This is a genomic window from Robbsia sp. KACC 23696 (genome assembly GCF_039852015.1).
Classification (GTDB): domain Bacteria; phylum Pseudomonadota; class Gammaproteobacteria; order Burkholderiales; family Burkholderiaceae; genus Robbsia.
The window spans coordinates 3,107,940-3,131,018 of sequence record NZ_CP156626.1 but is presented as its reverse complement, the minus strand read 5'-3'; the positions used below and the strand labels follow the sequence as shown (position 1 = coordinate 3,131,018).

18 protein-coding genes and 1 pseudogene are annotated in these 23,079 nt (G+C 62.8%); 13 read left to right on the top strand and 6 right to left on the bottom strand.

The genetic code is table 11. The features are described 5' to 3' along the window. Positions 1-52 precede the first annotated feature (52 nt). The 6 genes from ccsA (at position 53) to ABEG21_RS13080 (ending at position 9,255) form a co-directional block, all read left to right on the top strand. A complete protein-coding gene (gene ccsA / locus ABEG21_RS13105; RefSeq protein ID WP_347554994.1) occupies positions 53-1,066 on the top strand; it encodes a cytochrome c biogenesis protein CcsA in 1,014 nt (337 codons plus the stop codon). Further along, positions 1,066-1,383, top strand: coding sequence for a PP0621 family protein (locus tag ABEG21_RS13100; RefSeq protein ID WP_347554993.1), 318 nt, complete (start codon positions 1,066-1,068; stop codon positions 1,381-1,383). The genes ccsA and ABEG21_RS13100 overlap by 1 nt, the downstream gene beginning before the upstream one ends. 43 nt (positions 1,384-1,426) lie before the next feature. After that, on the top strand, positions 1,427-2,116 hold the full coding sequence (ampD, locus tag ABEG21_RS13095; protein ID WP_347554992.1) for a 1,6-anhydro-N-acetylmuramyl-L-alanine amidase AmpD: 690 nt from the start codon (positions 1,427-1,429) through the stop codon (positions 2,114-2,116). Between the two features lie 586 nt (positions 2,117-2,702). Then, positions 2,703-5,663, top strand: coding sequence for a ribonucleoside-diphosphate reductase subunit alpha (locus ABEG21_RS13090; protein WP_347554991.1), 2,961 nt, complete (start codon positions 2,703-2,705; stop codon positions 5,661-5,663). 903 nt (positions 5,664-6,566) lie between these two features. Continuing rightward, positions 6,567-7,793 carry a ribonucleotide-diphosphate reductase subunit beta gene (locus ABEG21_RS13085; RefSeq protein ID WP_347554990.1) on the top strand — a complete coding sequence of 409 codons (1,227 nt, stop codon included), beginning with the start codon at positions 6,567-6,569 and terminating at the stop codon, positions 7,791-7,793. Positions 7,794-8,658: 865 nt separating this feature from the next. Further along, on the top strand, positions 8,659-9,255 hold the full coding sequence (locus tag ABEG21_RS13080) for a histone H1-like DNA-binding protein (RefSeq protein WP_347554989.1): 597 nt from the start codon (positions 8,659-8,661) through the stop codon (positions 9,253-9,255). Between the two features lie 238 nt (positions 9,256-9,493). On the opposite strand, the gene ABEG21_RS13075 is transcribed toward ABEG21_RS13080, so the two are convergent. The 5 genes from ABEG21_RS13075 to accB form a co-directional block, all read right to left on the bottom strand. Beyond that, the gene (locus tag ABEG21_RS13075) at positions 9,494-9,973 is read right to left on the bottom strand and encodes a hypothetical protein (RefSeq protein ID WP_347554988.1); all 480 of its coding nucleotides are present in this window, start codon (positions 9,971-9,973) and stop codon (positions 9,494-9,496) included. A 192-nt stretch (positions 9,974-10,165) separates the two neighbouring features. Continuing rightward, positions 10,166-11,119, bottom strand: coding sequence for a carbohydrate kinase family protein (locus tag ABEG21_RS13070; protein ID WP_347554987.1), 954 nt, complete (start codon positions 11,117-11,119; stop codon positions 10,166-10,168). 203 nt (positions 11,120-11,322) lie between these two features. Beyond that, entirely contained in the window at positions 11,323-12,294 is a 972-nt protein-coding gene (prmA, locus tag ABEG21_RS13065; protein ID WP_347554986.1) for a 50S ribosomal protein L11 methyltransferase, read from the bottom strand. A 236-nt stretch (positions 12,295-12,530) separates the two neighbouring features. Continuing rightward, on the bottom strand, positions 12,531-13,901 hold the full coding sequence (gene accC, locus ABEG21_RS13060; RefSeq protein ID WP_347554985.1) for an acetyl-CoA carboxylase biotin carboxylase subunit: 1,371 nt from the start codon (positions 13,899-13,901) through the stop codon (positions 12,531-12,533). A 306-nt stretch (positions 13,902-14,207) separates the two neighbouring features. Beyond that, on the bottom strand, positions 14,208-14,663 hold the full coding sequence (gene accB, locus ABEG21_RS13055; protein WP_347554984.1) for an acetyl-CoA carboxylase biotin carboxyl carrier protein: 456 nt from the start codon (positions 14,661-14,663) through the stop codon (positions 14,208-14,210). 74 nt (positions 14,664-14,737) lie between these two features. On the opposite strand from accB, the gene ABEG21_RS13050 reads away from it, so the two are divergent. Further along, on the top strand, positions 14,738-14,884 hold the full coding sequence (locus ABEG21_RS13050; protein ID WP_347554983.1) for a hypothetical protein: 147 nt from the start codon (positions 14,738-14,740) through the stop codon (positions 14,882-14,884). Between the two features lie 295 nt (positions 14,885-15,179). Here ABEG21_RS13050 and ABEG21_RS13045 read toward each other — a convergent pair whose 3' ends face one another. Continuing rightward, positions 15,180-15,875, bottom strand: coding sequence for a UDP-N-acetylmuramate--alanine ligase (locus tag ABEG21_RS13045; protein WP_347554982.1), 696 nt, complete (start codon positions 15,873-15,875; stop codon positions 15,180-15,182). An 88-nt stretch (positions 15,876-15,963) separates the two neighbouring features. Between ABEG21_RS13045 and mpl the strand changes: the two genes are divergently transcribed. From mpl to pyrF, 6 genes and pseudogenes are all read left to right on the top strand, one after another. Next, a complete protein-coding gene (gene mpl, locus ABEG21_RS13040; RefSeq protein WP_347554981.1) occupies positions 15,964-17,448 on the top strand; it encodes a UDP-N-acetylmuramate:L-alanyl-gamma-D-glutamyl-meso-diaminopimelate ligase in 1,485 nt (494 codons plus the stop codon). Next, a pseudogene (locus tag ABEG21_RS13035) lies at positions 17,445-18,002 on the top strand (YqiA/YcfP family alpha/beta fold hydrolase); the annotation flags it as partial. The gene mpl and the pseudogene ABEG21_RS13035, both read left to right, overlap by 4 nt. A 253-nt stretch (positions 18,003-18,255) precedes the next feature. Continuing rightward, a complete protein-coding gene (locus ABEG21_RS13030) occupies positions 18,256-20,415 on the top strand; it encodes a ribonuclease catalytic domain-containing protein (RefSeq protein ID WP_347554980.1) in 2,160 nt (719 codons plus the stop codon). A 53-nt stretch (positions 20,416-20,468) separates the two neighbouring features. Beyond that, complete coding sequence (gene aroE, locus ABEG21_RS13025; RefSeq protein WP_347556788.1) at positions 20,469-21,380, top strand: shikimate dehydrogenase; 912 nt, start codon at positions 20,469-20,471, stop codon at positions 21,378-21,380. Between the two features lie 49 nt (positions 21,381-21,429). Further along, on the top strand, positions 21,430-22,104 hold the full coding sequence (mtgA, locus tag ABEG21_RS13020; RefSeq protein ID WP_347556787.1) for a monofunctional biosynthetic peptidoglycan transglycosylase: 675 nt from the start codon (positions 21,430-21,432) through the stop codon (positions 22,102-22,104). A 129-nt stretch (positions 22,105-22,233) separates the two neighbouring features. Further along, positions 22,234-23,079, top strand: a complete 846-nt coding sequence (gene pyrF, locus ABEG21_RS13015; RefSeq protein WP_347556786.1) for an orotidine-5'-phosphate decarboxylase — start codon at positions 22,234-22,236, stop codon at positions 23,077-23,079.

Here is a 23,079-nt window from a genome sequence, read left to right as displayed (position 1 = left end):
GTCTGGTGTCGGCGCACCGCGCAGCGGGGCGGCCGTAGTGTAAACTCCGATCATGATCATTGTACTGTACGCGGTGACCGCGCTTCTCTATGGCGGCTTGTCGATTGCCGCTTGGCGTGCTTTCCGACAACAGCCCGGGCTCCGGACCGACCTCGAGTCGGCCGGTGGATTCGTCACGCCCCTGATGCAGGGAGCCGGCGCCAGCGGGACGTCGGCGGCTGCCGCGCGCAACGGCATGATGCCGTTGCCGGGGCGTCTGGCGCTGCTCGTCGCGCTGCTCGCGCATGGCACGCTGCTGCACATGACGATCTTTCCCGCGAACGGTATGTACTTCGGTTTCGCCTTGTCGCTGTCGTCGATGCTCTGGCTGGGTGCCGGCATCTATATGATCGAAAGTTGGTTTTTCCCGCTCGAGGGGCTCGGCGTACTGGTCTTGCCGCTGGCGGCGCTGGCCTCGCTGCTGCCGCTGCCTTTCACCGGCGTGCGGGTGCTCGACTATGCCGCCGATCCGCTGTTCAAAGTGCACTTCCTGATCGCCAATGTCGCCTACGGGCTGTTGACGATTGCCGCGCTGCATGCGGTGCTGATGCTCTTCGTCGAGCGTCGACTGCACGCGGCGCGACGCAGCCGTGCCACCGGTGCCGCCGTGGGAGCCGCCTATCCGCGCACGCGGTCGGCGCCGGGCGGCGATGCGACACCGGAGCCGGTTTCCGCGTCGGCGAGCTGGTTCCGTAGTTGGGTGGACGCGCTGCCGCCGCTGCTGACGATGGAAAAGCTGTTGTTCCGCATGATCTCCGCCGGATTTGCGCTGCTGACATTGACGCTGCTGTCCGGTGCTTTGTTCTCGGAGCAACTGCTCGATCGTGCCTTCAGTCTCGATCACAAGACCGTGTTCGCGGTCCTGTCCTGGCTAATGTTTGGCGGCCTGGTGGCGGGGCGCCATTTTTATGGTTGGCGTGGGCGCACCGCCTTGCGGTGGGTGCTGGCGTCGTTCGTGGCGTTGCTGCTCGCGTATGTGGGCAGCCGCTTCGTCTTGGAGGTGCTGTTGCACCGGCAGGTGGTTTGATGTCTCGTATCGTGTTCTGGATCGTGCTGTTCGGTGCGGCCTGGTGGTTTTGGCGTCGCGCGAAGGCGGCCCTGTTGCGGCAGATCGTGGAAGCGCAAAATGGCGCGATGTCCGGTGCCGGCATGGCCCGCGGCGGAGCCGCACGTTCGGCGGGTGGGGCAGGCGCGGCACCCGCCTTGACGGAGCCGATGGTGCATTGCGCATGCTGCGGTGCGTATTCGCCCCGCAGCACTGCGGTGCCGATGTTCCGTCTATATTTCTGCAACGACGATCATGCGCGTCGCTATGCGGACGGTGAACGCGCGCCTGCGGCGTAGCGCGGCCGTCCGCATGGACAACGCCGTCTTTGTGGAAAGTTCGATGCCGATCAATGAGTCGCGCAACCTGATCCTCGACGCCAACGGCTGGGTATGGCCGGTCGAGGAATCGGCGAGCGTCGCGTCCGGTCTGAAGGGCGGACAGGTGTGCCATGTCGCCGAGGGCGAAGGAACGGTCGTGCATCAGCGCTCGCCGAACGCCGACGTTCGGGCCCGCGGCACGGAACCCAGCCTGCTCGTCATCCATAACATCAGTTTGCCGCCTGGTCGCTTCGGCACCGGCGACGTTCAAGCCTTCTTCAACAACACGCTCGACTGCAGCGCGGAGGTTTGCTACGCGGCGCTGGCCAATCTGCGCGTGTCGTCGCATTTTCTGGTGGCGCGCGACGGGGCGATCACGCAGTTCGTGTCCACCTGCGAGCGGGCGTGGCATGCCGGGGTGTCGGCGTTCGAAGGCCGTGAGCGCTGCAACGATTTCGCGATCGGTATCGAATTGGAGGGGACCGATACGGCGCCGTTCGATGCGGCGCAATATCGGTCGCTGGCAGCGCTGACCGCCGCCGTCACGGCGCGGCATCCGATCGATGCGATTGCCGGTCACGAGCACATCGCGCCAGGGCGCAAGACCGATCCGGGGCCGCATTTCAACTGGTCCCACTACGCCCGGCTGTCCAATCTGTCGTCGGTCTTGCTACGCGGCGTGCCCGAATCGGCGCGCGACGGCGCGGGATAAGCTCGCGCTTGGGCGGACACTGGACCTTTATCGGCCCGGCACCGCCCGCCGGCCATGCGATGCGTTCAACATCGCATGCGGCGCACCTAAAAATGCCGCTGTATCGCCATGTCTTTACACGACAAACAATACCGCCGCGTGTAAAAAAAACCAAAATCAGCGCCCAAAAAATGGGCAGAAAAACGGTTTGCGGTGGCGCGCTTGAACTACTATACTTAGTGCGAATTCAGGGTTTTGCCACTACATCTGGTAGTGACCTGGGGATAAGTGGTGGGTAACTCGCGGACAACCGGTGTGCAACTTCATGGTGCGCGCCGCGCAAGCCCCGCCATCGGGCCAGGCCCTTCTGTTTCTAAAGGTTTCACCCTCAGTCAGGCAGTTTTCCACAGGCCGTGTGCCTGAGTCCGGTCGTGATACGCGAGCCGGATCGGCGCGTGGCTCGTATCTCATTTTTGTATTTCCGGACGCGCGCCGAATGCGGCGGCTACCGATGTTTCATGATGGAGCAACGGTTGTCCGCCCAGGCAGCGCGATAGCGGATATCTCAATTTCGGCACATTGTTGCCCAGACCAGGAGTATGTGTTTATGCAATCGACCGAGAACGTCACGACGTCCGTACGCGAGACGCCGTTGCCCGGAGCGCAGGGCGGTGCAGGTAGCGGTGCGGCGGGTGTCGCACGTGCCGGAACACCGACCTACCCGGACCACAAGGTGATCCGCCGTAACGGTTCGGTTGTGCCGTTCGAACCGTCGAAGGTCGCCGTCGCCATGACGAAGGCTTTCCTGGCGGTCAATGGCGGGCAGGGTGCCGCATCGGCTCGCGTGCGCGAGCTGGTCGAGCAACTGACGGAGAACGTCGTGCGCGCGCTGCTGCGCAGCCGCCCGAACGGCGGGACGTTCCACATCGAAGACATCCAGGATCAGGTCGAGCTGGCACTGATGCGTGCCGGCGAGCACAACACGGCGCGTGCCTATGTGTTGTATCGCGAGAAGCGCTCGCAGGAGCGTTTGAGCGCGGTGCCGGTGCATCCCGAAGTCACGATCAATGTCGTCGACGGCGACTTCCGCGGTCCGCTGAATCTGGTGGCATTGCATGAGCTGATCGCCTCGGCTTGCGCCAATCTGGGCAGCGCCGTGTCGGCGAAGCCGATCCTGGCCGAGACGATCAAGAATCTGTACGACGGCGTGCCGATGAGCCAGGTCTACGACTCGGCCGTGCTCGCCTCGCGGACGATGATCGAGCAGGACCCGGCATACAGCCAGGTCACGGCCCGCATTCTGCTGCACACGATCCGCCGCGAGATCCTCGGTGGGGAAGTGACGCAGGAACAGATGCACACGCGTTACGCCGAATACTTCCCGACGTTCATTCAGCGTGGCGTGGACGCCGAGCTGCTCGACGAGAAGCTGCTGACGTTCGATCTGCCGCGTCTTGCTGCCGCCTTGCACGCCGACCGCGATTTGCAATTCGGCTATCTCGGTTTGCAGACGCTGTATGACCGTTACTTCCTGCACGTCGAAGGCACGCGTATCGAAATGCCGCAGGCATTCTATATGCGCGTCGCGATGGGCTTGTCGTTGAACGAAGTCGACCGCGAAGCGCGGGCGATCGAGTTCTACAACATCCTGTCGACGTTCGACTTCATGAGCTCGACGCCGACGCTGTTCAATTCCGCGACGCGTCGCTCGCAGTTGTCGTCGTGCTATCTGACGACGGTCTCGGACGATCTGGAAGGGATCTACGAAGCGTTGAAGGAAAATGCCTTGCTGTCGAAGTTTGCCGGCGGTCTCGGCAACGACTGGACGCCGGTGCGTGCGCTGGGTTCGCACATCAAGGGCACGAACGGCAAGTCGCAAGGCGTGGTGCCGTTTCTGAAGGTCGTCAACGATACGGCTGTCGCGGTGAACCAGGGCGGCAAGCGCAAGGGCGCCGTATGCGCCTACCTGGAAACGTGGCATCTGGATATCGAGGAATTCCTGGAACTGCGTAAGAACACCGGCGACGATCGTCGTCGGACGCACGACATGAATACGGCGAACTGGGTCCCCGATCTGTTCATGAAGCGCGTGATGGAGAACGGCGAGTGGACCTTGTTCTCGCCGTCGCTGTGCCCGGACCTGCATGACAAATTCGGCGCCGAATTCGAAAAGGCCTATGTGGCCTATGAACAGCAGGCGGCCAATGGCCAGATGAAGCTGTTCAAGAAGGTGCCGGCGAACCAACTGTGGCGCAAGATGCTGGGCATGCTGTTCGAAACCGGCCATCCGTGGATCACGTTCAAGGACCCGTGCAATGTGCGTTCGCCGCAACAGCACATCGGTGTCGTGCACTCGTCGAACCTGTGCACCGAGATCACGCTGAACACCGGCCCGGACGAAATCGCCGTCTGTAATCTGGGTTCCGTGAACCTGGTCGCGCACTTGCACGAAGTCGACGGCAAGATGCAGATCGATCACGAAAAGCTGAAGCGCACGATCAGTGTCGCCATGCGGATGCTCGATAACGTCATCGACATCAATTACTACGCCGTCGAGAAGGCGCGCAATTCGAATATGAAGCACCGTCCGGTGGGTATGGGCGTGATGGGCTTCCAGGATTGCCTGCATGCATTGCGTACGCCGTTCGGCTCGGACGCGGCGGTGGAGTTCGCCGACGAGTCGATGGAAGCGGTCTGCTACTACGCCTACTACGCGTCGACGGAATTGGCGGAAGAGCGTGGCCACTACTCGACGTATAAGGGTTCGCTGTGGGATCGTGGCATCCTGCCGCAAGACTCGCTGAAGCTGCTGGCCGAAGCACGTGGCGGCTATCTGGAAGTCGATATGTCGAGCCGGATGGATTGGACGCCGCTGCGTGAACGCGTCGCCAAGTTCGGTATGCGTAACTCGAACTGCATCGCGATCGCCCCGACCGCGACGATCTCGAACATCATCGGTGTCTCGCCGTGTATCGAGCCGACGTTCCAGAACCTGTATGTGAAGTCGAACCTGTCGGGTGAGTTCACCGTCGTCAACGAGTACCTGGTCCGTGATCTGAAAGCGCGCGGCATGTGGGACGAAGTGATGGTCGCGGATCTGAAGTACTTCGACGGCATGTTGTCGCGTATCGACCGCATTCCGGCGGACCTGCGTGCGCTCTACGCGACCGCTTTCGAAGTGGATCCGTCGTGGTTGGTCGAAGCGGCATCGCGTCGCCAGAAGTGGATCGACCAGTCGCAGTCGCTGAACATCTTCATGGCCGGCGTGTCGGGCAAGAAGCTGGACGAGACGTACAAGAAAGCGTGGCTGCGTGGTTTGAAGACCACGTATTACCTGCGCACGATGGCGGCGACGCACGTCGAGAAGTCGACGGTGGCGCACGGTGCGCTGAACGCGGTACCGAGCGGCGACAACGGCGTCTCGGCGGCAGCCGCCGCAGCAGCAACCACGTCGGTGGCATCGGTGGTGCCGGCATCGGTACAAGCCGCGGCAGAGGAAGCCGATGGTCCGGTCTGCATGATGCGTCCGGGCGATGACGGCTTCGAGGAATGCGAAGCCTGTCAGTAAGGTGTCTGCCGAATCGTCGATTTCGTCGATTCGGTGGCGTGTGATGTAACGCGTCGATCGGGGTCGAATGGGTGGGAGGAACGTCGTGTCCGACAGGGGGCGACACTCTCATCGTTCGACCCTTTTTCTTCGCCCTCGCGGCGATCGCGGTCGCCGCGATATGCGGCTTGTCGCGCGATTCGCGAGCCGGTTCGTTGCGCATCGACCCGCATCGCGCTGGTCGGAAATGCTCGCAACATCTAGTTTCAACGCGCGATGCAAAGCACTAGATTTAGTGGTTTCGGGTGGGCGAAGAAGATGATGGGTGCTACACTTGAAACATCGCGGGACAGGCAGGTCCGACAGCATGCGCGAGTGTGTGCGACGACCCGATGCCGATGCGCGAGCAATGCGTGGCATCGACGGTAGCGGCTTCGCATCGACGACGGCACCGACTATGCGGGGTGATCGATCCGACGCGATGGCTCGATGCATGTCGAGGCGAGGTCGTGATGGTGAGCTTCATCACGGTGGCGGTGGGGCAGCGCATAGAAACGCGCTGACTTCGATCCCTAACGGGCACCGCTCGGCGACGCGATTCTGCCCCACTCGACGTGTGATCGACACGTCTGCACTCGGGGCGGCATACGAAGTGCGCGACACCAGGGCGACGTGCCAACGAAGGTCATCGATGGGCGTCGCGGTGCATGACGCGCGACGGTCCGCGACAGAGGAACGATCGTCCGCAGTCGATGCAAGCCGTCAGGCAAACGATAAAGCGTGCATGGCGTGATACACGTTCCGCAGCCGGGATGTTGCTAACACGCGATGCACGGCAAGACAAAACAGCTTTTTTGTGCAAGCGACACTTTTATCGCGTCACAAAAAATGGTACAACCCGACTTGAATAAATGGTGAGAGTCAATGCTGAACTGGGATGATGAAACTTCCGCGGCGCAAGCTGGCGCGACGCAACGCGCTGGATTGTCGTCGGTGCAAAACGCCGGTGGTGTGAACGAGCGCGCGGTATCGGGCGTGACGTCGCCGCAAGCGATGCCGGAAGCCCAAGCGGCGTTCGCACAGGATGTGGCAAAGGCGCCGGCAGCCACGCAAGAGAACGTGCCGAGTCCGACGGCGCGCGTCAATGTCAGCGATAAGCGGATCATCAACGGTCAGACCGACGTCAACCAGTTGGTGCCGTTCAAGTACAAGTGGGCGTGGGAAAAATACCTGGCGGGCTGCGCGAACCACTGGATGCCGCAGGAAGTGAACATGTCGCGCGACATCGCGCTGTGGAAGGATCCGAACGGCCTGACGGACGACGAGCGTCGTGTGGTGAAGCGGAACCTGGGCTTCTTCGTGACCGCGGACTCGCTGGCGGCGAACAATATCGTGCTGGGTACGTATCGGCACATTACCGCGCCGGAATGCCGTCAGTTCCTGCTGCGCCAGGCGTTCGAGGAGGCCATCCATACGCACGCGTACCAATACATCGTCGAGTCGCTCGGTTTGGACGAAGGCGAGATCTTCAATGCGTATAACGAAGTCACGTCGATCCGCGACAAGGATCAGTTCCTGTTGCCCTTCATCGATACGCTGACCGATCCGGCATTCAAGACGGGTACGTTGGAGACCGACCAGCAGCTGTTGCGCTCGCTGATCGTGTTCGCCTGCATCATGGAAGGTTTGTTCTTCTATGTCGGATTTACACAGATTCTGGCATTGGGACGTCAGAACAAGATGACCGGCGCCGCCGAGCAGTACCAGTACATCCTGCGCGACGAATCGATGCACTGCAACTTCGGCATCGATCTGATCAACACGATCAAGTTGGAAAACCCGCACCTGTGGACTGCCGAGTTCCGCGCGGAAATCACCGACTTGTTCCGTCAGGCAGTGGATCTGGAGTACAAGTACGCGGAAGATACGATGCCGCGTGGCGTATTGGGCTTGAACGCAAGCATGTTCAAGGGGTATCTTCGCTTTATCTGCAATCGTCGTTGCCAGCAGATCGGTTTGGATACGATGTTCCCGAATGAAGAGAACCCGTTCCCGTGGATGAGCGAGATGATCGACTTGAAGAAGGAACGGAACTTCTTCGAGACGCGCGTCATCGAATACCAGACCGGTGGCGCACTCTCCTGGGAGTGATGGTGGGTAGTCCGGCGCTCGGGGTCGCGCCGGCGCGATCCTTCGATATCGCATCGCGTCGCCTATGGCGAGGCAGAAGAGTTTGATAAGCGGGACGATATCGCGTGGTGGAATGATGTTTGCTCCACATTTTCCGTGGAGGCGGTAGCATGGTGTATGTGGCCGAGTCATGCTATCGCGGCAGCAACACCCGATTTAGACAACGACGCATCGATGCGGCGTTGTCGACGTAGAGAAGACAGCGGCAAAAAAAGACAGCGGTGAGAGAGGTTGTCGAGCGCGATGCCACGCGCCGCAACGTATCAAGGCGGATATTCGGAAAGCAGCAGCGACGTCCCGTGCGCAAACAGCGTGCAGCGTGCAGGACATCCTAGAAAGCGTGGGACGTCGGCTGGGCTGGATGGATTGGCCTTTCAACAGAGCAGGGGAACGTCGTCCTGATGCAAAGCGCTTCGTGCGGCCTGTTGGCCCACCTAGATGACCGAGAGCCCTTTGCGATCCCTTCAGTGGGAGGGATCAACGACCCTCCAAAAAAAGGACCGGTTTTAAAACGATCCAATTACGATTCCGATTCCGAAAAAAACGCCGATGCCATCGGTCGTGCGGATCGCCTCATCAACCGTTTCAACGCGGAGGTCCCACCATCGGGCGCCTCGTCGCGTTACACGCGCATGCTACCGCCGCTGGTAGCGTGCGCGTTGCCGCATTCGCCCGTTGGGTGCCGATCTCAGGTTCTCAGCGGACGAATAGCCCGTTCACTCGACGTTTTGGTCAGGCCGCAATGCCGGACTGGATCAGCGCGAACGGGTTCCCGACGTAGGGTGTTGTTGCTTTACATTTCATCCGACAACTGAAGGAGAAAAACATGGCTACCGCCAAAAAGAAACCTGCTGCAAAGAAGGTCGCTGCAAAGAAAGCACCGGCCAAGAAGGTTGCTGCAAAGAAGGTTGCGGTAAAGAAAGTAGCAGCGAAGAAGGTCGCCGCCAAGAAAGTAGCAGCGAAGAAGGTTGCTGCCAAGAAGGCGCCGGCAAAGAAGGTCGCAGCGAAGAAAGTAGCGGCGAAGAAAGTGGCAGCCAAGAAGGTAGCGGCGAAGAAGGCACCGGCGAAGAAGGCCGCTGCGAAAAAGGTTGCCGCCAAGAAGGTTGCTGCCAAGAAAGTAGCAGCCAAGAAGGTTGCCGCGAAGAAGGCGCCTGCCAAGAAAGCTGCAGCCAAGAAAGTAGCCGCCAAGAAGGCGCCTGCCAAGAAGGCCGCTGCGAAAAAGGTTGCCGCCAAGAAGGTTGCTGCCAAAAAGACGGCCGCCAAGAAGGCGCCGGCAAAGAAGGCTGCTGCGAAGAAGGCCGCTGCAAAGAAGTCGGCCGCCAAGCCTGCCCCTGCGGCAACGATCCCTTCGTCGGTACCTGCGGTGAAGACGACGCTCAGCACCTCGGGTGCCTGGCCGTTTCCTACCAGCCCGAAGCCGTAATGCGATGCCGCGTCCGCGCGGCAACGGAGCAGAAGGGAGCGACGGTTATCCGGCGCGATGCGCGTGTCTGGCAGCGGTCCCTAGACCGTCCAGCGCCAAGGCATCGCCTGGACGACGGCGTACGATATGGCAAGACGCGATATCGTATGCCACGCCCCCTCCCTATAAAAAGAAACCCGCCCTCGCTGATGCGAGTGCGGGTTTCTTTTCTTGCTGAACCGGTCTGAGTCGGTATCGTTCAGTGCGTGACGCGCGTCACGCCGCCACTGGTCAGCAGTCGCACCCGTTGTCCGGCTGCAAAGGTCTCACCGCTTGCTGCTTGCGTAATGGCGCGAAGATCGCCGTTATCGAGGCGCACGGTAATCTCGACGCCTTGCTTGTTGCCCACGCCGCGCTCGATCGCATTGCCGGCCACGAGGCCACCGATGCCGCCGAGGATACCGGTCAGCAGCGAACCGCGACCGCCGCCGATGGCGCTGCCCGCGACGGCCCCCACCGCGCCGCCGCCGATCGCACCGAGGCCGGTGGTTTCGCCGGCGCGGATCTGCACGGCGCGAACGGTCTCGACGGTTGCCAAGCGCACAGTCTGCTCGCGTTGCGCCTGCGACACGGTATAAGAGTCCGCCGAAGCGCCATTGGTCGAGCAACCCTGCATGACCAGCAAGACTGCGGTCAAAGGCACGATAAACGCGCCGGGCAAGATCCTATGCTTGTTCATTTCCGTCTTCTCCATTTCGACACACCTGCCTTGCCCGATCGACTCGGCAACGCAGGTGCTTTTTCACACCGATGCGATTGAACCCGGGGGATGGCGCATTCGCAAGCTGGCGTCGTGCCGTGCTTCGCGTCACGTTAGAACGGTTCGCGTAGCAGGGCAAGGCGTCGCGGTCTGATCCGACTCGGCCGTCGGTCAGGCCAAGGCGTATCCGAAGACACGCTGGAACGCGGCATGCAGTTCATCGACACTGTATGCGTAGTTTTGCGGACCCTGCGTCGCGATCTTCAACGAGCCCATCAGACTGGCAAGGCGACCTGTCGTCGGCCAGTCCAGGCCGTTTTCGATACCGTACAGCAGACCGCCGCGGAAGGCATCCCCGCAACCCGTCGGGTCGACGATGCGTTCGGCTGGCACGACAGGGATGTCGTCCTGCTGGCCATCGTGATAGATGGTGGCGCCCTTTTCGCCACGCGTGACGATGGTGGCTTGCGTGCGTGCAACGATTTCGTCCCAGGACCAACCGGTCTTGTTTTCGACCAGCTTGGCTTCGTAGTCATTGAGCGCCAGATAGGTCGAGAGATCGATCATACGGCGTAGCGTGTCCTGTTGGAACAGCGGCAGGCCCTGACCCGGATCAAATATGAAGGGGACGCCCGCTTTTGAGAATTGTTCGCAGTGCGCAATCATGCCGTCCAGCCCGTCGGGGGCGACAATGCCGACCTTGATGGCGCCATCGCTCGCCTGGCAGGCTTCGCCGGCGTCGTTGCGGTGCGACTCCATCATCGCGCCAGGGTGGAAAGCGGTGATCTGATTGTTATCGAGGTCCGTCGTGATCATCGCCTGCGCGGTGCTCGCACCGTCGATCACGCGCACATGGTGCGCCTGCAGATCCAAATCGCTCAATCGATCGAGATAACGCTGGCCATCGACACCGCCGATCGTGGCCATGATGCGTGCATCACCACCGAGCATGCGCAGGCTGTACGCGATATTGCCGGCGCAGCCGCCGAATTCCTGGCGCATCGTCGGCACGAGAAAACTGACGTTCAGGATGTGCACCTGATCCGGAAGGATATGTTCGCCAAAACGACCTTCGAAGGTCATGATGTTGTCGTAGGCGAGTGAACCGCAGATGAGCGAGGCCAAGGTAATTCCTCAGATTGAATAAGGGGGAAATGCGTGACGCGATAGCTATTTTAATATTCGCCGTCGAATGGCATCGCAATCCCATTCGCGCGACGCAGCTGCGACGCAACTACGACGCAACTACGACGCGAACGCGATTCGCGGAAGCCTTTTCGCGGGCGTGACAGACCGCCGAGCGCCGGCGTGGGCGCGCGGTGGCGGGCTTATGCGGCAGATACGTCACGGCGCACGCCGCTAAGACAGACCCAGCCTTCGTGTTCACGCCAGACCGTGATGTCGATCCACGGTGCATAGGCGGCAGCGACTTCTTCCGCTTGCCGTGCCAGCACGCCGGAAAGGGCGATGCGGCCGCCGGGACGCACGCGCCCGCATAACATCGACGCCAGCACTTTCAGCGGATTCGACAGAATATTGGCAACGACGATATCGAACGTGGCGCCCGGTGCGGCGACGGCATCGGTCGGTATGGCGTCAGCCGCTGCGTTCGTGACCGCGGCCGGTAAGGCGGCCGGCAGACCGAAACGCAGCGCCGGGCTCGCGACGCGATTGCGTGCCGCATTGTCGTGGGCGGTCGTGACCGCTTGCGCATCGATATCGATTCCCACGACGTCGCCCGCGCCGCACTTGGCCGCGAGAATGGCCAGGATGCCTGAGCCGCAGCCGTAGTCGAGGACGGTGTCGCCCGCTTTGACCTGTTCCTCGAGCCATTCCATGCAGAGGCGCGTCGTGGGATGGCTGCCGGTGCCGAAAGCGAGGCCAGGGTCCAGCTCCAGGATCAACGCTTGCGGGTCCGGTGCATCGTGCCAGGACGGCACGACCCAGATACGCTTGCCGATGGAGATCGGCGCGAATTGCGATTGCGTCAGACGGACCCAATCCTGATCCGCCACTTCACGCGTCTCGAAAGTGGGCACCGGCAATTGCAACAGGTTTGCCGCTGCCTGCAGCAGAACGTCCGGGTCCTGATCGATCGACAGCAACGCGACCACGCGCGAGTGATGCCAACTTTGGGCCTGCACGATCATGCCGGGTTCACCGAACACCGGCTGCTCGTCGGGCGTGTCGGCGTCCGCGTCTTCGATCGATACGGACAAGGCGCCCAGATCCATCAGCGCGTCGGACAGCGCTTCGGCGGTGTCACGCGCCGCATCAATGACTAATTCGCGGTAACTCACGCGGATACTCCTATTCGACCGTCCAAACCCGGATGATACGCGATGTAATCGTCGCAACGGTTGCGCGCATCGGCTGCCGGATAGACTGGTGGCGCAAAATGCAAAAACCGCGCGGCTGAGCGGTGGCGATGCCACGATGGCATCGGTCCACGGTTCAGTCGCGCGGCAGTGAAAGCGGGGCGTCACGGGCACGTTGCTCGCCGTGATGCACCGGTGTCGAACACCGGCGGTCGGCCTCAGGCCTTGGCGGCGTCCTCGGCAGCCTTGTTCGCGGCCAGCCGTTCTTCCAGATAGTGAATGCTGGTACCGCCGGCGATAAAGGCGCCGTCGGCCATCAATTCACGATGCAAGGGGATATTCGTCTTGATGCCTTCGACGACCATTTCCGACAGCGCGATCTGCATCCGCTTGATCGCCTGGTCGCGCGTGGCGCCGTAGGCGATGACCTTGCCGATCATCGAGTCGTAGTTCGACGGCACGAAATAACCGTCATAGGCATGCGAATCGACGCGAATGCCAGGGCCGCCGGGCGGATGCCACGACGTGATACGACCGGGCGATGGCGTGAACTTGTGCGGATCTTCCGCATTGATCCGGCATTCGATCGCATGGCCGCGGAGTTCGACGTCGCGTTGGCGGATCTGCAGCTTTTCGCCAGCGGCGATGCGGATCTGTTCCTGCACGATGTCCACGCCCGTGATCAACTCGGTGACCGGGTGTTCGACCTGGACACGCGTGTTCATCTCGATGAAGTAGAACTCTTCGTTCTCGTACAGGAATTCGAACGTACCGGCGCCGCGATAGCCCATTTTCTTGCAGGCCTCGGCGCAACGTTCGCCCACCTTCTCGACGAGGCGACGCGGAATACCCGGTGCCGGTGCTTCCTCGATCACCTTCTGATGTCGCCGCTGCATCGAGCAGTCACGTTCGCCCAGCCAGATGGCGTTCTTGAAGGTATCGGAGAGGATCTGGATTTCCACGTGACGCGGATTCTGCAGAAACTTCTCCATATAGACTTCGGGGTTGCCGAAGGCGCGACCGGCTTCTTCACGCGTCATATTGACCGCGTTGATCAAGGCGGCTTCGCTGTGCACGACGCGCATGCCGCGACCGCCGCCACCACCCGCTGCCTTGATGATCACCGGATAACCCACCGCGCGGCCGATCTTGACGATCTCCTTCGGATCTTCCGGCAATGCGCCTTCCGAACCCGGCACGCACGGCACGCCGGCGCGGATCATCGCTTGCTTGGCTTGCACCTTGTCGCCCATCGTTCGGATCGTTTCCGGACGCGGACCGATGAAGGTGAAGCCGGATTGCTCGACGCGCTCGGCGAAATCGGCATTCTCGGAAAGGAAGCCATAGCCGGGATGGATCGCCTCGGCATCGGTCACTTCCGCGGCGCTGATCAGCGCCGGCATATTCAGATAGCTGAGGTTCGACGGCGCCGGACCGATACACACGGCTTCGTCGGCCAGCCGCACGTACTTGGCTTCCTTGTCGGCCTCGGAGTAGACCACCACGGTCTTGACACCAAGCTCGCGGCAGGCGCGCTGGATGCGCAGCGCGATTTCCCCGCGGTTGGCAATAAGAATTTTTTCGAACATAGCTGAAAGGCCTAGCGGAATGTCGGACGATCGTTACCGGTCGCCGGGATCAATCGAAAAGGCACGAAAAGTGTCGGAACTGGGCGGAACGTCTGGTACAGGCGCCGCCCGGGTAAATGTTCGGCACCCGCGTCCTTGAGCGCTCGGGTGCGGTATGCGGCCGATCCGGCGCCGGCGTCCCGGCATTCGGCCGGAACGCGCGACGCGGGCGGCGACCGAATGCCGAAGACGACATCGGCGAGGGCGGTGTCCGACGAGGCGCGGTCGAACCGCGCCATCCATCGGCAGCGCCCTGGCCGCGCACAATCAGCCGATGACAAACAACGGCTGACCGTATTCGACGGCTTGGCCGTTTTCGACCAGCACTTCCTTGATCACGCCGCTCTTGTCGGCTTCGATTTCGTTCAACAGCTTCATCGCTTCGATGATGCAGATCGTCTGGCCTTCCTTGACCGTGTCGCCCACTTGGACGAAGGCATCGGCGCCCGGCGACGGTGCGCGGTAGAAGGTGCCGACCATCGGCGACGTCACGATATGGCCTTGCGGTGCAGCCGGAGCGGCCGGGGCGCTCGGGGCGCCAGCCGCTGCGGGCGCGCCGGCGACCGGTGCCGCCGCATATTGGACCGTTGGCGCTGCCGCCGCGTAGACAGGCGCCGCATTCTTGACGATGCGCACGCGGCCTTCGCCTTCCGTGATCTCGAGTTCCGAAATGCTGGACTCGGCCACCAGGTCGATCAAGGTCTTCAGTTTACGTAGGTCCATCGAAAAAGCTCCGTTGAATTTCTTCAGATAATCGGGGGCCGCGGGCCGCGACGGCCGACCGCACGACGGCGCGCATGACATGTCAGCGCGGGACGCCGGCCGACCGTTTCCAGTCGGTCGACGTCCACGTTGCCGCGTCGGTCGAGGTCGCGAGCCCGGGGCTGACGCACGACGCCGATAAACAAGGGCGCCTGAGTCTCAATCGCGCCATCGTACCCTAACTTCGCCTAAATCGCATGCTTATCGCAAAAAAGTCAGGCTATCCTAGGGAGATCCCCAGGGCGCCGCTATTTGTAGGGACAAGGTTCGGGCGCCGCATCGTGCAAAATGTCGTGTTGCTGCAACAACCTGGGGGTTCGCGGCAGAATTCGCGAAGTTGCGCGACTTTACCGCTATTTGAAAAAAACTGTCCAGCGAAAAATTGCCGGCGTGCCGTTCGGAGATGCGACGGCGAGGGGTGGGGCGAGCGCACGGAACATGTAATGTTCTGTAAATATTTGCCCCCTTCGCGGTGACTCAGGCGTCTTCCTGCGCTTCGAGCATATCGCTCAGCATTCGGGCCGTGCCGCGAACGGGGCGGCCGCGCGGATCGCTGCGCATCGCGCCGCGCAGGTCGTTTTCGGGATAGAGCGACAAGTGGATGCCGACGGTGCCATCGGCGCCGGCGTGCGCACCGCCCAGCCCGTGCGGGGCGTCGGTGTCGCCCGCCTGCGCTTCGCGCAAGGCGTCGTCGCGCACCACGAAGCTCAATGTTTCGACCATGCCCTTGCCACCGGCGTGACGGCTTTCGCCCGCATCGTATTCCACTCCCGCATTCAGCAGGAAGATGGCGATGTCCTTGCTGGCATCGGAGAACAATTGCAGGTGGATGTCGGAGTGCGCGCCCGCGGTACCGTTCCAGACGGCGCCGGTCACATACGGATCGAAGGCGGCGAGGCGGCCCATCCATTGCAGCGCGATGCGTCGCATCGCGAACAGAATCGCCGGCTGGCTGTCCGACTGGAATAGCGATTGGTATTCGCGGACTTCGTCCTCGAGCATCTCGTTGTCCGGCAACCATTCGCCGGCAATGCGGGAGTCACCGAGCAGTTGTCGGGCGGCCTTGCGTTTGGCGCTGGCAAAGTCGAAGCCGTCCTCGGCAATCAATTTCGCTGCAACCGCCGCGATTTCCTCGCGAACGCGCCTGGGGTCAAGTGCGGGTTTACGTGCCATCGGGCCATGATACCCGAGATTCGGCAGGGCCTAGACGGGGGCTCGGGTACAATGCACCGGTTTCGATATCCGTCGTCCGGCGTGGTCCATGCATATTCATATTCTCGGCATCTGCGGTACGTTCATGGGAGGTCTGGCGGTGCTGGCGCGCGAAGCCGGGCACCGGGTCACCGGTTGCGACGCGGCGGTCTATCCGCCGATGAGCACGCAATTGGCCAGCCAGGGAATCGACCTCACCGATGGCTATGATGCGGATCCGGCGGCAATTGGCGCCGACCTGTATGTGATCGGCAACGTGATCTCTCGCGGCAACCCGCTGATGGAGCGCATTCTCGATCGCGGACTGCCCTATACCTCGGGGCCTCAGTGGCTGTCCGAGCACGTGCTGGCCGATAAATGGGTGCTTGCCGTCGCGGGAACGCACGGGAAGACGACCACGACCTCGATGCTCGCGCATATCCTGGATCAGGCCGGCTTCGCGCCGGGTTTCCTGATCGGCGGGGTGCCGCAGGATTTTGGGATTTCCGCGCGACTGACCGATTCGTCGTTCTTCGTCATCGAGGCGGACGAATATGACACCGCTTTCTTTGATAAGCGCTCCAAATTCGTTCACTACCGGCCCCGTACGCTGATTCTGAACAATCTCGAATACGATCACGCCGATATCTTTGCCGATCTGGCCGCGATCGAGACCCAGGTCCACCACTTGATCCGCACCGTCCCGGGACTGGGCCGGATCGTATCGAATGGCACCGCGCCCGCGCTGGACCGGGTTTTGCAACGCGGTTGCTGGAGCGAGGTCGAACGCTTCGGCGTGGAGAACGGCTGGGAGGCGCGGGTGCTGCCGGCCGTGGCGTCGGTGAACGCCGAGCCAGTCGCCGGCGCGCCGGCGCCGGCCTTGGACGACGCGCATTTTGGCGTGGCGTGGCAGGGGCGGATGCTGGCCGAGGTCAAGTGGGATCTGCAGGGCAGGCATAATGTCATGAATGCGCTAGCTGCCATCGCGGCGGCGCACCATGTCGGCGTGCTGCCGGACGTCGCTGCGCAGGCGCTCGGCACGTTTCGCGGCATTCGGCGTCGCATGGAAAAGCGCGGCGAGGTCGATGGCGTCACGGTGTACGACGATTTCGCGCATCACCCGACGGCCATCGAGACGACGATTGCCGGCCTGCGCGCCGCGATGGCGCGCGCGGCCAGGCCGTCCACCGAGGCGGGGGCGGCGAACGCCACGCCCGGGCGTATCCTCGCGGTTCTCGAGCCGCGCTCGAACACGATGAAACTGGGCGTGATGAAGGCCGCTTTGCCGGCCAGCCTGAAGGGCGCCGATGTGACGTTCGCCTATCACGCACCCAGCGGCAAGACGGCATTGGATTGGAATCTGGCCGACGCGTTGGCGCCGCTGGGCGACCGGGCGCAGGCCTTCGACGATTTGCATCGACTGGTCGCTGCGGTCGTGCACGAAGCCCGTGCCGGCGATCAGGTGCTGGTCATGAGCAATGGCGGGTTCGGCGGCGTGCATCAGAAGTTGCTCGATGCGCTGCTGCAGCGCGCCGCGAACCGGAAAGCCCATTGATCCTCTACTTGCACGGATTCCGTTCTTCTCCTCGTTCCTTCAAGGCGCGTCGGCTTGCCGGACGTTTGGCCGTGCTCGGGCGCATCAACGCCTGGCGCTGCCCGCAGTTGCCGGTCAGCCCGTACGAAGCGATCCGCCTGGCGGAATCGATCATCGGCAACACGCCGGCGAACGATCTGACCCTGATCGGCAGCTCCTTGGGCGGTTATTACGCGACCTGGCTGGCGGAAAGGATCGGCTGCCGTGCCGTGGTGATGAATCCGGCGACCAAGCCGGATGCGAGTCTCGAACGTTTTCTGGGTGAGCAGCCGCTGTGGCATGGCGGCGGGTCGATTCTCGTCGAACCACGACATCTCGACGAACTGCGCGCGCTGCGGGTGGAGACGATCCGCGATCCGCGGCAGTATTTCCTCCTTGCCGCCACCGGCGACGAGGTGTTGGACTACCGCGATATGCTGGCGCACTACGCGGGCGCAAAAACGACGCTGATCGAGGGCAGCAACCACGCCATCAGCGATTTCGACGATCATCTGGATGCGGTGCTGGCATTCTGCGGCATCGATGTCGCGCCGTTGCCCGGCGCAGTCGCGTCCTGTGCGGATGCGGACATCGACGTCAACGACGTCGGGCGCTCGGCGCTGTCGATCGGGGCCGCCTCGGGTGGGATCGCCGCCGTCGTTACAGGATCCGGCCGTCTGGCCAATTGAATCAATCGACGAGGGTCGCCGACCGGCGGCCGTCGCCACCGCCGTGTCACTGCGCACACGGTTGGAACGACCGCAGTCGCATGCGGAGAAAGGGTAGAGCGTGAACGTTTTTTTTGAAGAATCCGGCAGTTTCAAGGCGGGCACCGTGCTCTCGCAGAACGGTGACGCGCTGCAGGTGGAGTTGCCGGGCGGTCGACGTGCCAAGGTCAAGGGCCGCGACGTGATGGTGGAGTTCGCCACCCCGACACCGGCAGAGCTCGTCAAGCAGGCCGAGGCCGACGCGGCCGATATCGATCTGGATTTTCTTTGGGAAGTGGCCGGCGCCGACGAATTCAACTTCGCCGCGCTTGCCGCCGAGTACTACGGCGAAAAGCCGACGGCGGTGCAGCGCGCCGCGCTGGCGCTGCGCATTCATGCGTCGCCGGTGTATTTCCGTCGCAAGGGTCGCGGCAATTATCAGCGGGCGCCGGAAGAGCAATTGAAGGCGGCATTGGCCGCGCTGGCGCGCAAGGCGGAGCAGGCGCTGGTCCAGGACGGCTACACGCAGGAATTGATCGCCGGGCGCTTGCCGGACGTCTTCAAGGGCAAGGTCGTTGCACTGCTGGTGCGGCCGGACAAGAATACGATCGAATACAAGGCGATGGAAGCCGCCGCCGCCGCGCGCGGCATGACCGCGGCGCAGCTGATGATCGCCTGCGGCGGCATCGAGTCGCCGCGTGTCTGGCATGAAACGAAATTTACCGCCGAGTATTTCCCGGGCGGCACCGGTTTCCCGCCGGTCGAGGTCTCGACACCGCTCGACGAACTGCCCGATGCGGGCGTGCGCGCTTTCTCGATCGACGACATTACGACGACCGAAATCGACGATGCGATCTCGGTGACGCATCTGCCGGATGAGCGTTTGCGCGTCGGCGTCCACATCGCGGCGCCGTCGCTGGGCATCGCGAAGGACGATGCGATCGATGCGATCGCCCGTGCGCGCCTGTCGACGGTTTATATGCCGGGCGACAAGATCACGATGTTGCCGCCGGAAGTGGTCGATGCCTTTACGTTGAACGAGGGCGATTTCCGTCCGGCCGTGTCCTTGTACCTGATTTTCGACAAGCAGAACTACGAGGTGCTGGCCACCGAGACGCGCGTCGAAAAAGTCTTTATCTCGCACAATCTGCGCACCAACGAACTCGATCCGATCGTGACCGAGGAATCGTTGGCGGCCAATGAGGGCGACTATCCGCACCGTGACGATATCGTCGCCTTGTGGCCGGTCGCGCAGGCCTTGCACGAGAAACGCCAACAGACGCGGATCGCGAATGGCCTGCGTCGTGAAACGCAGCGTTCGGCGGACTTCAATTTCTACATCGACGGCGAGCATGTGACCATCGCGCCGCGGCGTCGCGGCGCGCCGTTGGATTTGATCGTTGCCGAATTGGCCATCGCGGCCAACAGCAACTGGGGTGCCTTTCTCGCGGAGCACGGCGTGCCTGGCATTTACCGCGCGCAACGCGCATTCGGACCGAACCGGACCCGGATGCAGACGTCGGCGGCACCGCACGAAGGGCTGGGCGTCGCGCAATATGCGTGGAGCACGTCGCCGCTGCGTCGCTATGTCGATCTGGTGAATCAATGGCAACTGGTGGCCATCACCCGCAATGGCGTGGCGGCAAAAATGGTGGCGCCGTTCAAGCCGAAGGACGCGGATCTGTACGCGGTCGTGCAAGGTTTCGACGAGACCTATTCGGCCTACGCCGAGCATCAGCACAAGATGGAGAAGTTCTGGTGTCTGCGGTGGCTGCGCCAGGAAGCACGCAAGCAGATGGTCGCGCAAGTAATCAAGGGCGATCTGGTGCGCTTCGAGGAAATTCCGCTGACGATGATCGTGCCCGCCATCGGGGTGCATGCGCGTGGTACGCGTTTGCTGCTGGACATCGTCGAGATGGATGAGCTGAATGTCGATCTGTCGTGCCGCCTGGTACAGGTGCTCGACAGCCCGGTGGGCGACGGTGCCAATGCCGGCGAGAGCGCGGACAGCGAAGCGGCCGGTGACGAGAGCACGTCGACAGCGGAAGGCGAGGCGGACAGCGCTGCCGCCGACGCCGACGCATCGTCGTCGGTCGCGCTGGCCGACGACACCGACGCTGCATCGGCCCCGGTGCACGACGCGGCGGATCGCGGCGATGCATTCGACCAGGAAGCGACGGTGACGGAAAACCGCGATCAGGCCGCACTGCAGGCCGGCGCGACGACGGAGAAACCGCTGTGAGCGCCGCGGGCCAGGCACCGCAATCGACTGCCGGCGACGATGCGGAACAGCACGTGCCGGTCGGTGTCGATCGCTACCGGGTGATCGGCCATCCGATCGCGCATAGCAAGTCGCCGGCGATCCACGCGGCCTTTGCCGAGGCGACCGGTCAGGCCTTGCACTATGACCGCGTGCTGGCGCCGCTCGATGGTTTCGCCGACGCGGTACGGGCGTTTGCCGCCATCGGTGGACGGGGAATGAATGTCACGGTGCCTTTCAAGTTGGAAGCGTATGCCTTGTCCGATGTGTTGACGCCGCGCGCGGCGGCAGCGGGCGCGGTTAATACGCTGCGGTTCTTGCAGGAAGGCGAGCGTGTCCGTATCGAAGGCGACAACACCGACGGCGCCGGTCTGGTATGTGATATCGAGCGCAATCTGGGGCGTGCGTTCGCGGGCAAGCGGGTTTTGCTGCTCGGTGCCGGCGGCGCGGCACGCGGCGTGATACTGCCGATGCTGGACGGTCGCCCGTCGCAATTGCATATCGCCAATCGCACCGCGGCCCGTGCGGTGGAATTGCAGGATCGGTTTGCCGCCGATGCGGCCCGGCTCGGTGTCGAATTGGCGGCCGTGGATGCCTCGCGACTGATGCCGTTTTCGCGTGCGGTCCCGGGCGCTGCAGCCGAGGGTGCCGATGCCGCCGCGCAACGCTACGACATCGTCATCAATGGTACGTCGAGCAGTATCGGCGGCGACTTGCCGGATGTGCCGGAGGGCGCGATCGGTGCCGGCACGCTGGTCTACGACATGATGTACGGTGCCGCGCTGACCCCGTTCCTGGTGGCGGCGCAGGCCGCGGGTGCCGACGTCGCGGATGGCCTCGGCATGCTGGTCGAGCAGGCGGCCGAGTCGTTCCTGCTTTGGCGGGGCATTCGTCCGGACGGCCGGCCCGTGCTGGCGACGCTGCGTGCCGCCACCCGCGGGCAGTGAGAACGTGGCCACCCGCTCCCCGCCTCGGCGATGGCTCCGCTCCCGCTTCATGCGGGTCGTGTTGCTGTTTCTGATCGCCTGGTGTGCGACGCAGGTGTTCTATATCGGCAATATCGTCTGGTGGCGCTTTGTCGATCCCGGTTCGACGGCCTATATGCGCGCAGGCAGCTGGCGCATGGCGCATGACGGCGATAAGCGTCCTTTGCAGCACATCTGGGTGCCCTACGAGGCGATCTCGCTGACGCTGAAGCGCGCGGTGGTGGCATCCGAAGATGCCACCTTCGTTGAAAATCCGGGCTTCGATACCGAGGCCATGATGCAGGCCTGGGATCGTAATCAACGCGCCGGGCGCATGGCCCGCGGCGGCTCGACGATCACGCAGCAATTGGCGCGCAATCTTTTCCTGTCGTCGGAGAAAAACTACATCCGCAAGGCGCAGGAACTGATCATCACCGCGATGCTCGACACGCTGCTCGACAAGCGCCGCATCCTGGAAATCTATCTGAACTCCGTGGAGTGGGGCGATGGGATCTATGGCGCGGAAGCGGCCGCGCAGCACTATTTTCATGTGCCGGCATCGCGCCTTTCTTCGGCGCAGGCTGCCCGGCTCGCGGTGATGTTGCCGGATCCGCGCTATTTTGACGCGCATCCGGGCTCACCGTATCTTCGGCAACGCACCGGTGTCATTCAGGCGCGGATGAACGCGGTGACAGTGCCCCGGTAAGGTAGAATCGCGCTTATTTCCCACGGCGCTCGCCAGCACCCTGTCTGGCGGTCCGTCTCGCGTTCCGGTCATTCCATGTCAGTTCATCCGTCTGTGTCCTCCTCTTCTGCAACGCCGTCGTTCAACGGCATGCTGCGTGCCGCGTGGCAACGCACCGGTTCCCTGCTGTGCGTCGGGCTGGACCCGGAACCCAGCCGGTTGCCGCTGTCGCTGGTCGGCGCGGACGCCGGCCAGGGGGCGATCGATCCCGAGCATATCTTCACGTTCTGCCGCGATATCGCCGACGCGACGGCGCCTTATGCGAGTGCTTTCAAGCCGCAGATCGCCTACTTTTCGGCGTACCGCGCCGAAGTCCAGCTCGAGCGATTGATCGCGCATATCCACGCACGGCATCCGGGACTGCCGGTGATCCTCGACGCCAAACGCGGCGATATCGGCTCCACCGCACAGCAGTACGCGCGGGAAGCATTCGAACGCTATCAGGCCGATGCGGTGACGGTGAATCCGTATATGGGTTTCGATACGATCGAGCCCTATCTCGCCTATCCGGGCAAGGGCGTCATCGTCTTGTGCCGGACCTCGAATCCAGGTGGATCGGATCTGCAGTTTCTCGACGTAACGTCCGCTGCCGGCACGGCGGCGCGTCCGCTGTATCAGGTCGTCGCGGAAAAGGCGGCACGCGAATGGAATGCCAGCGGTGAACTGTCGCTGGTGGTGGGCGCAACCTTCCCGGCGGAAATCGCCCGCGTGCGCGAAATCGTCGGCGATATGCCCTTGCTGATTCCGGGCATCGGCGCGCAGGGCGGCGATGTGCAGGCGACGGTGGCCGCCGGCAAGACCGGTGACAACACCGGGATGATGATCAACTCGTCGCGCGCGATCCTCTACGCGGGGAAGGGCCCGGATTTCGCCGCGCGTGCGGCCGATGCGGCGCGCGAGACGCGCGATGCGATCAATGCCGCGCTGGCGGCCTGA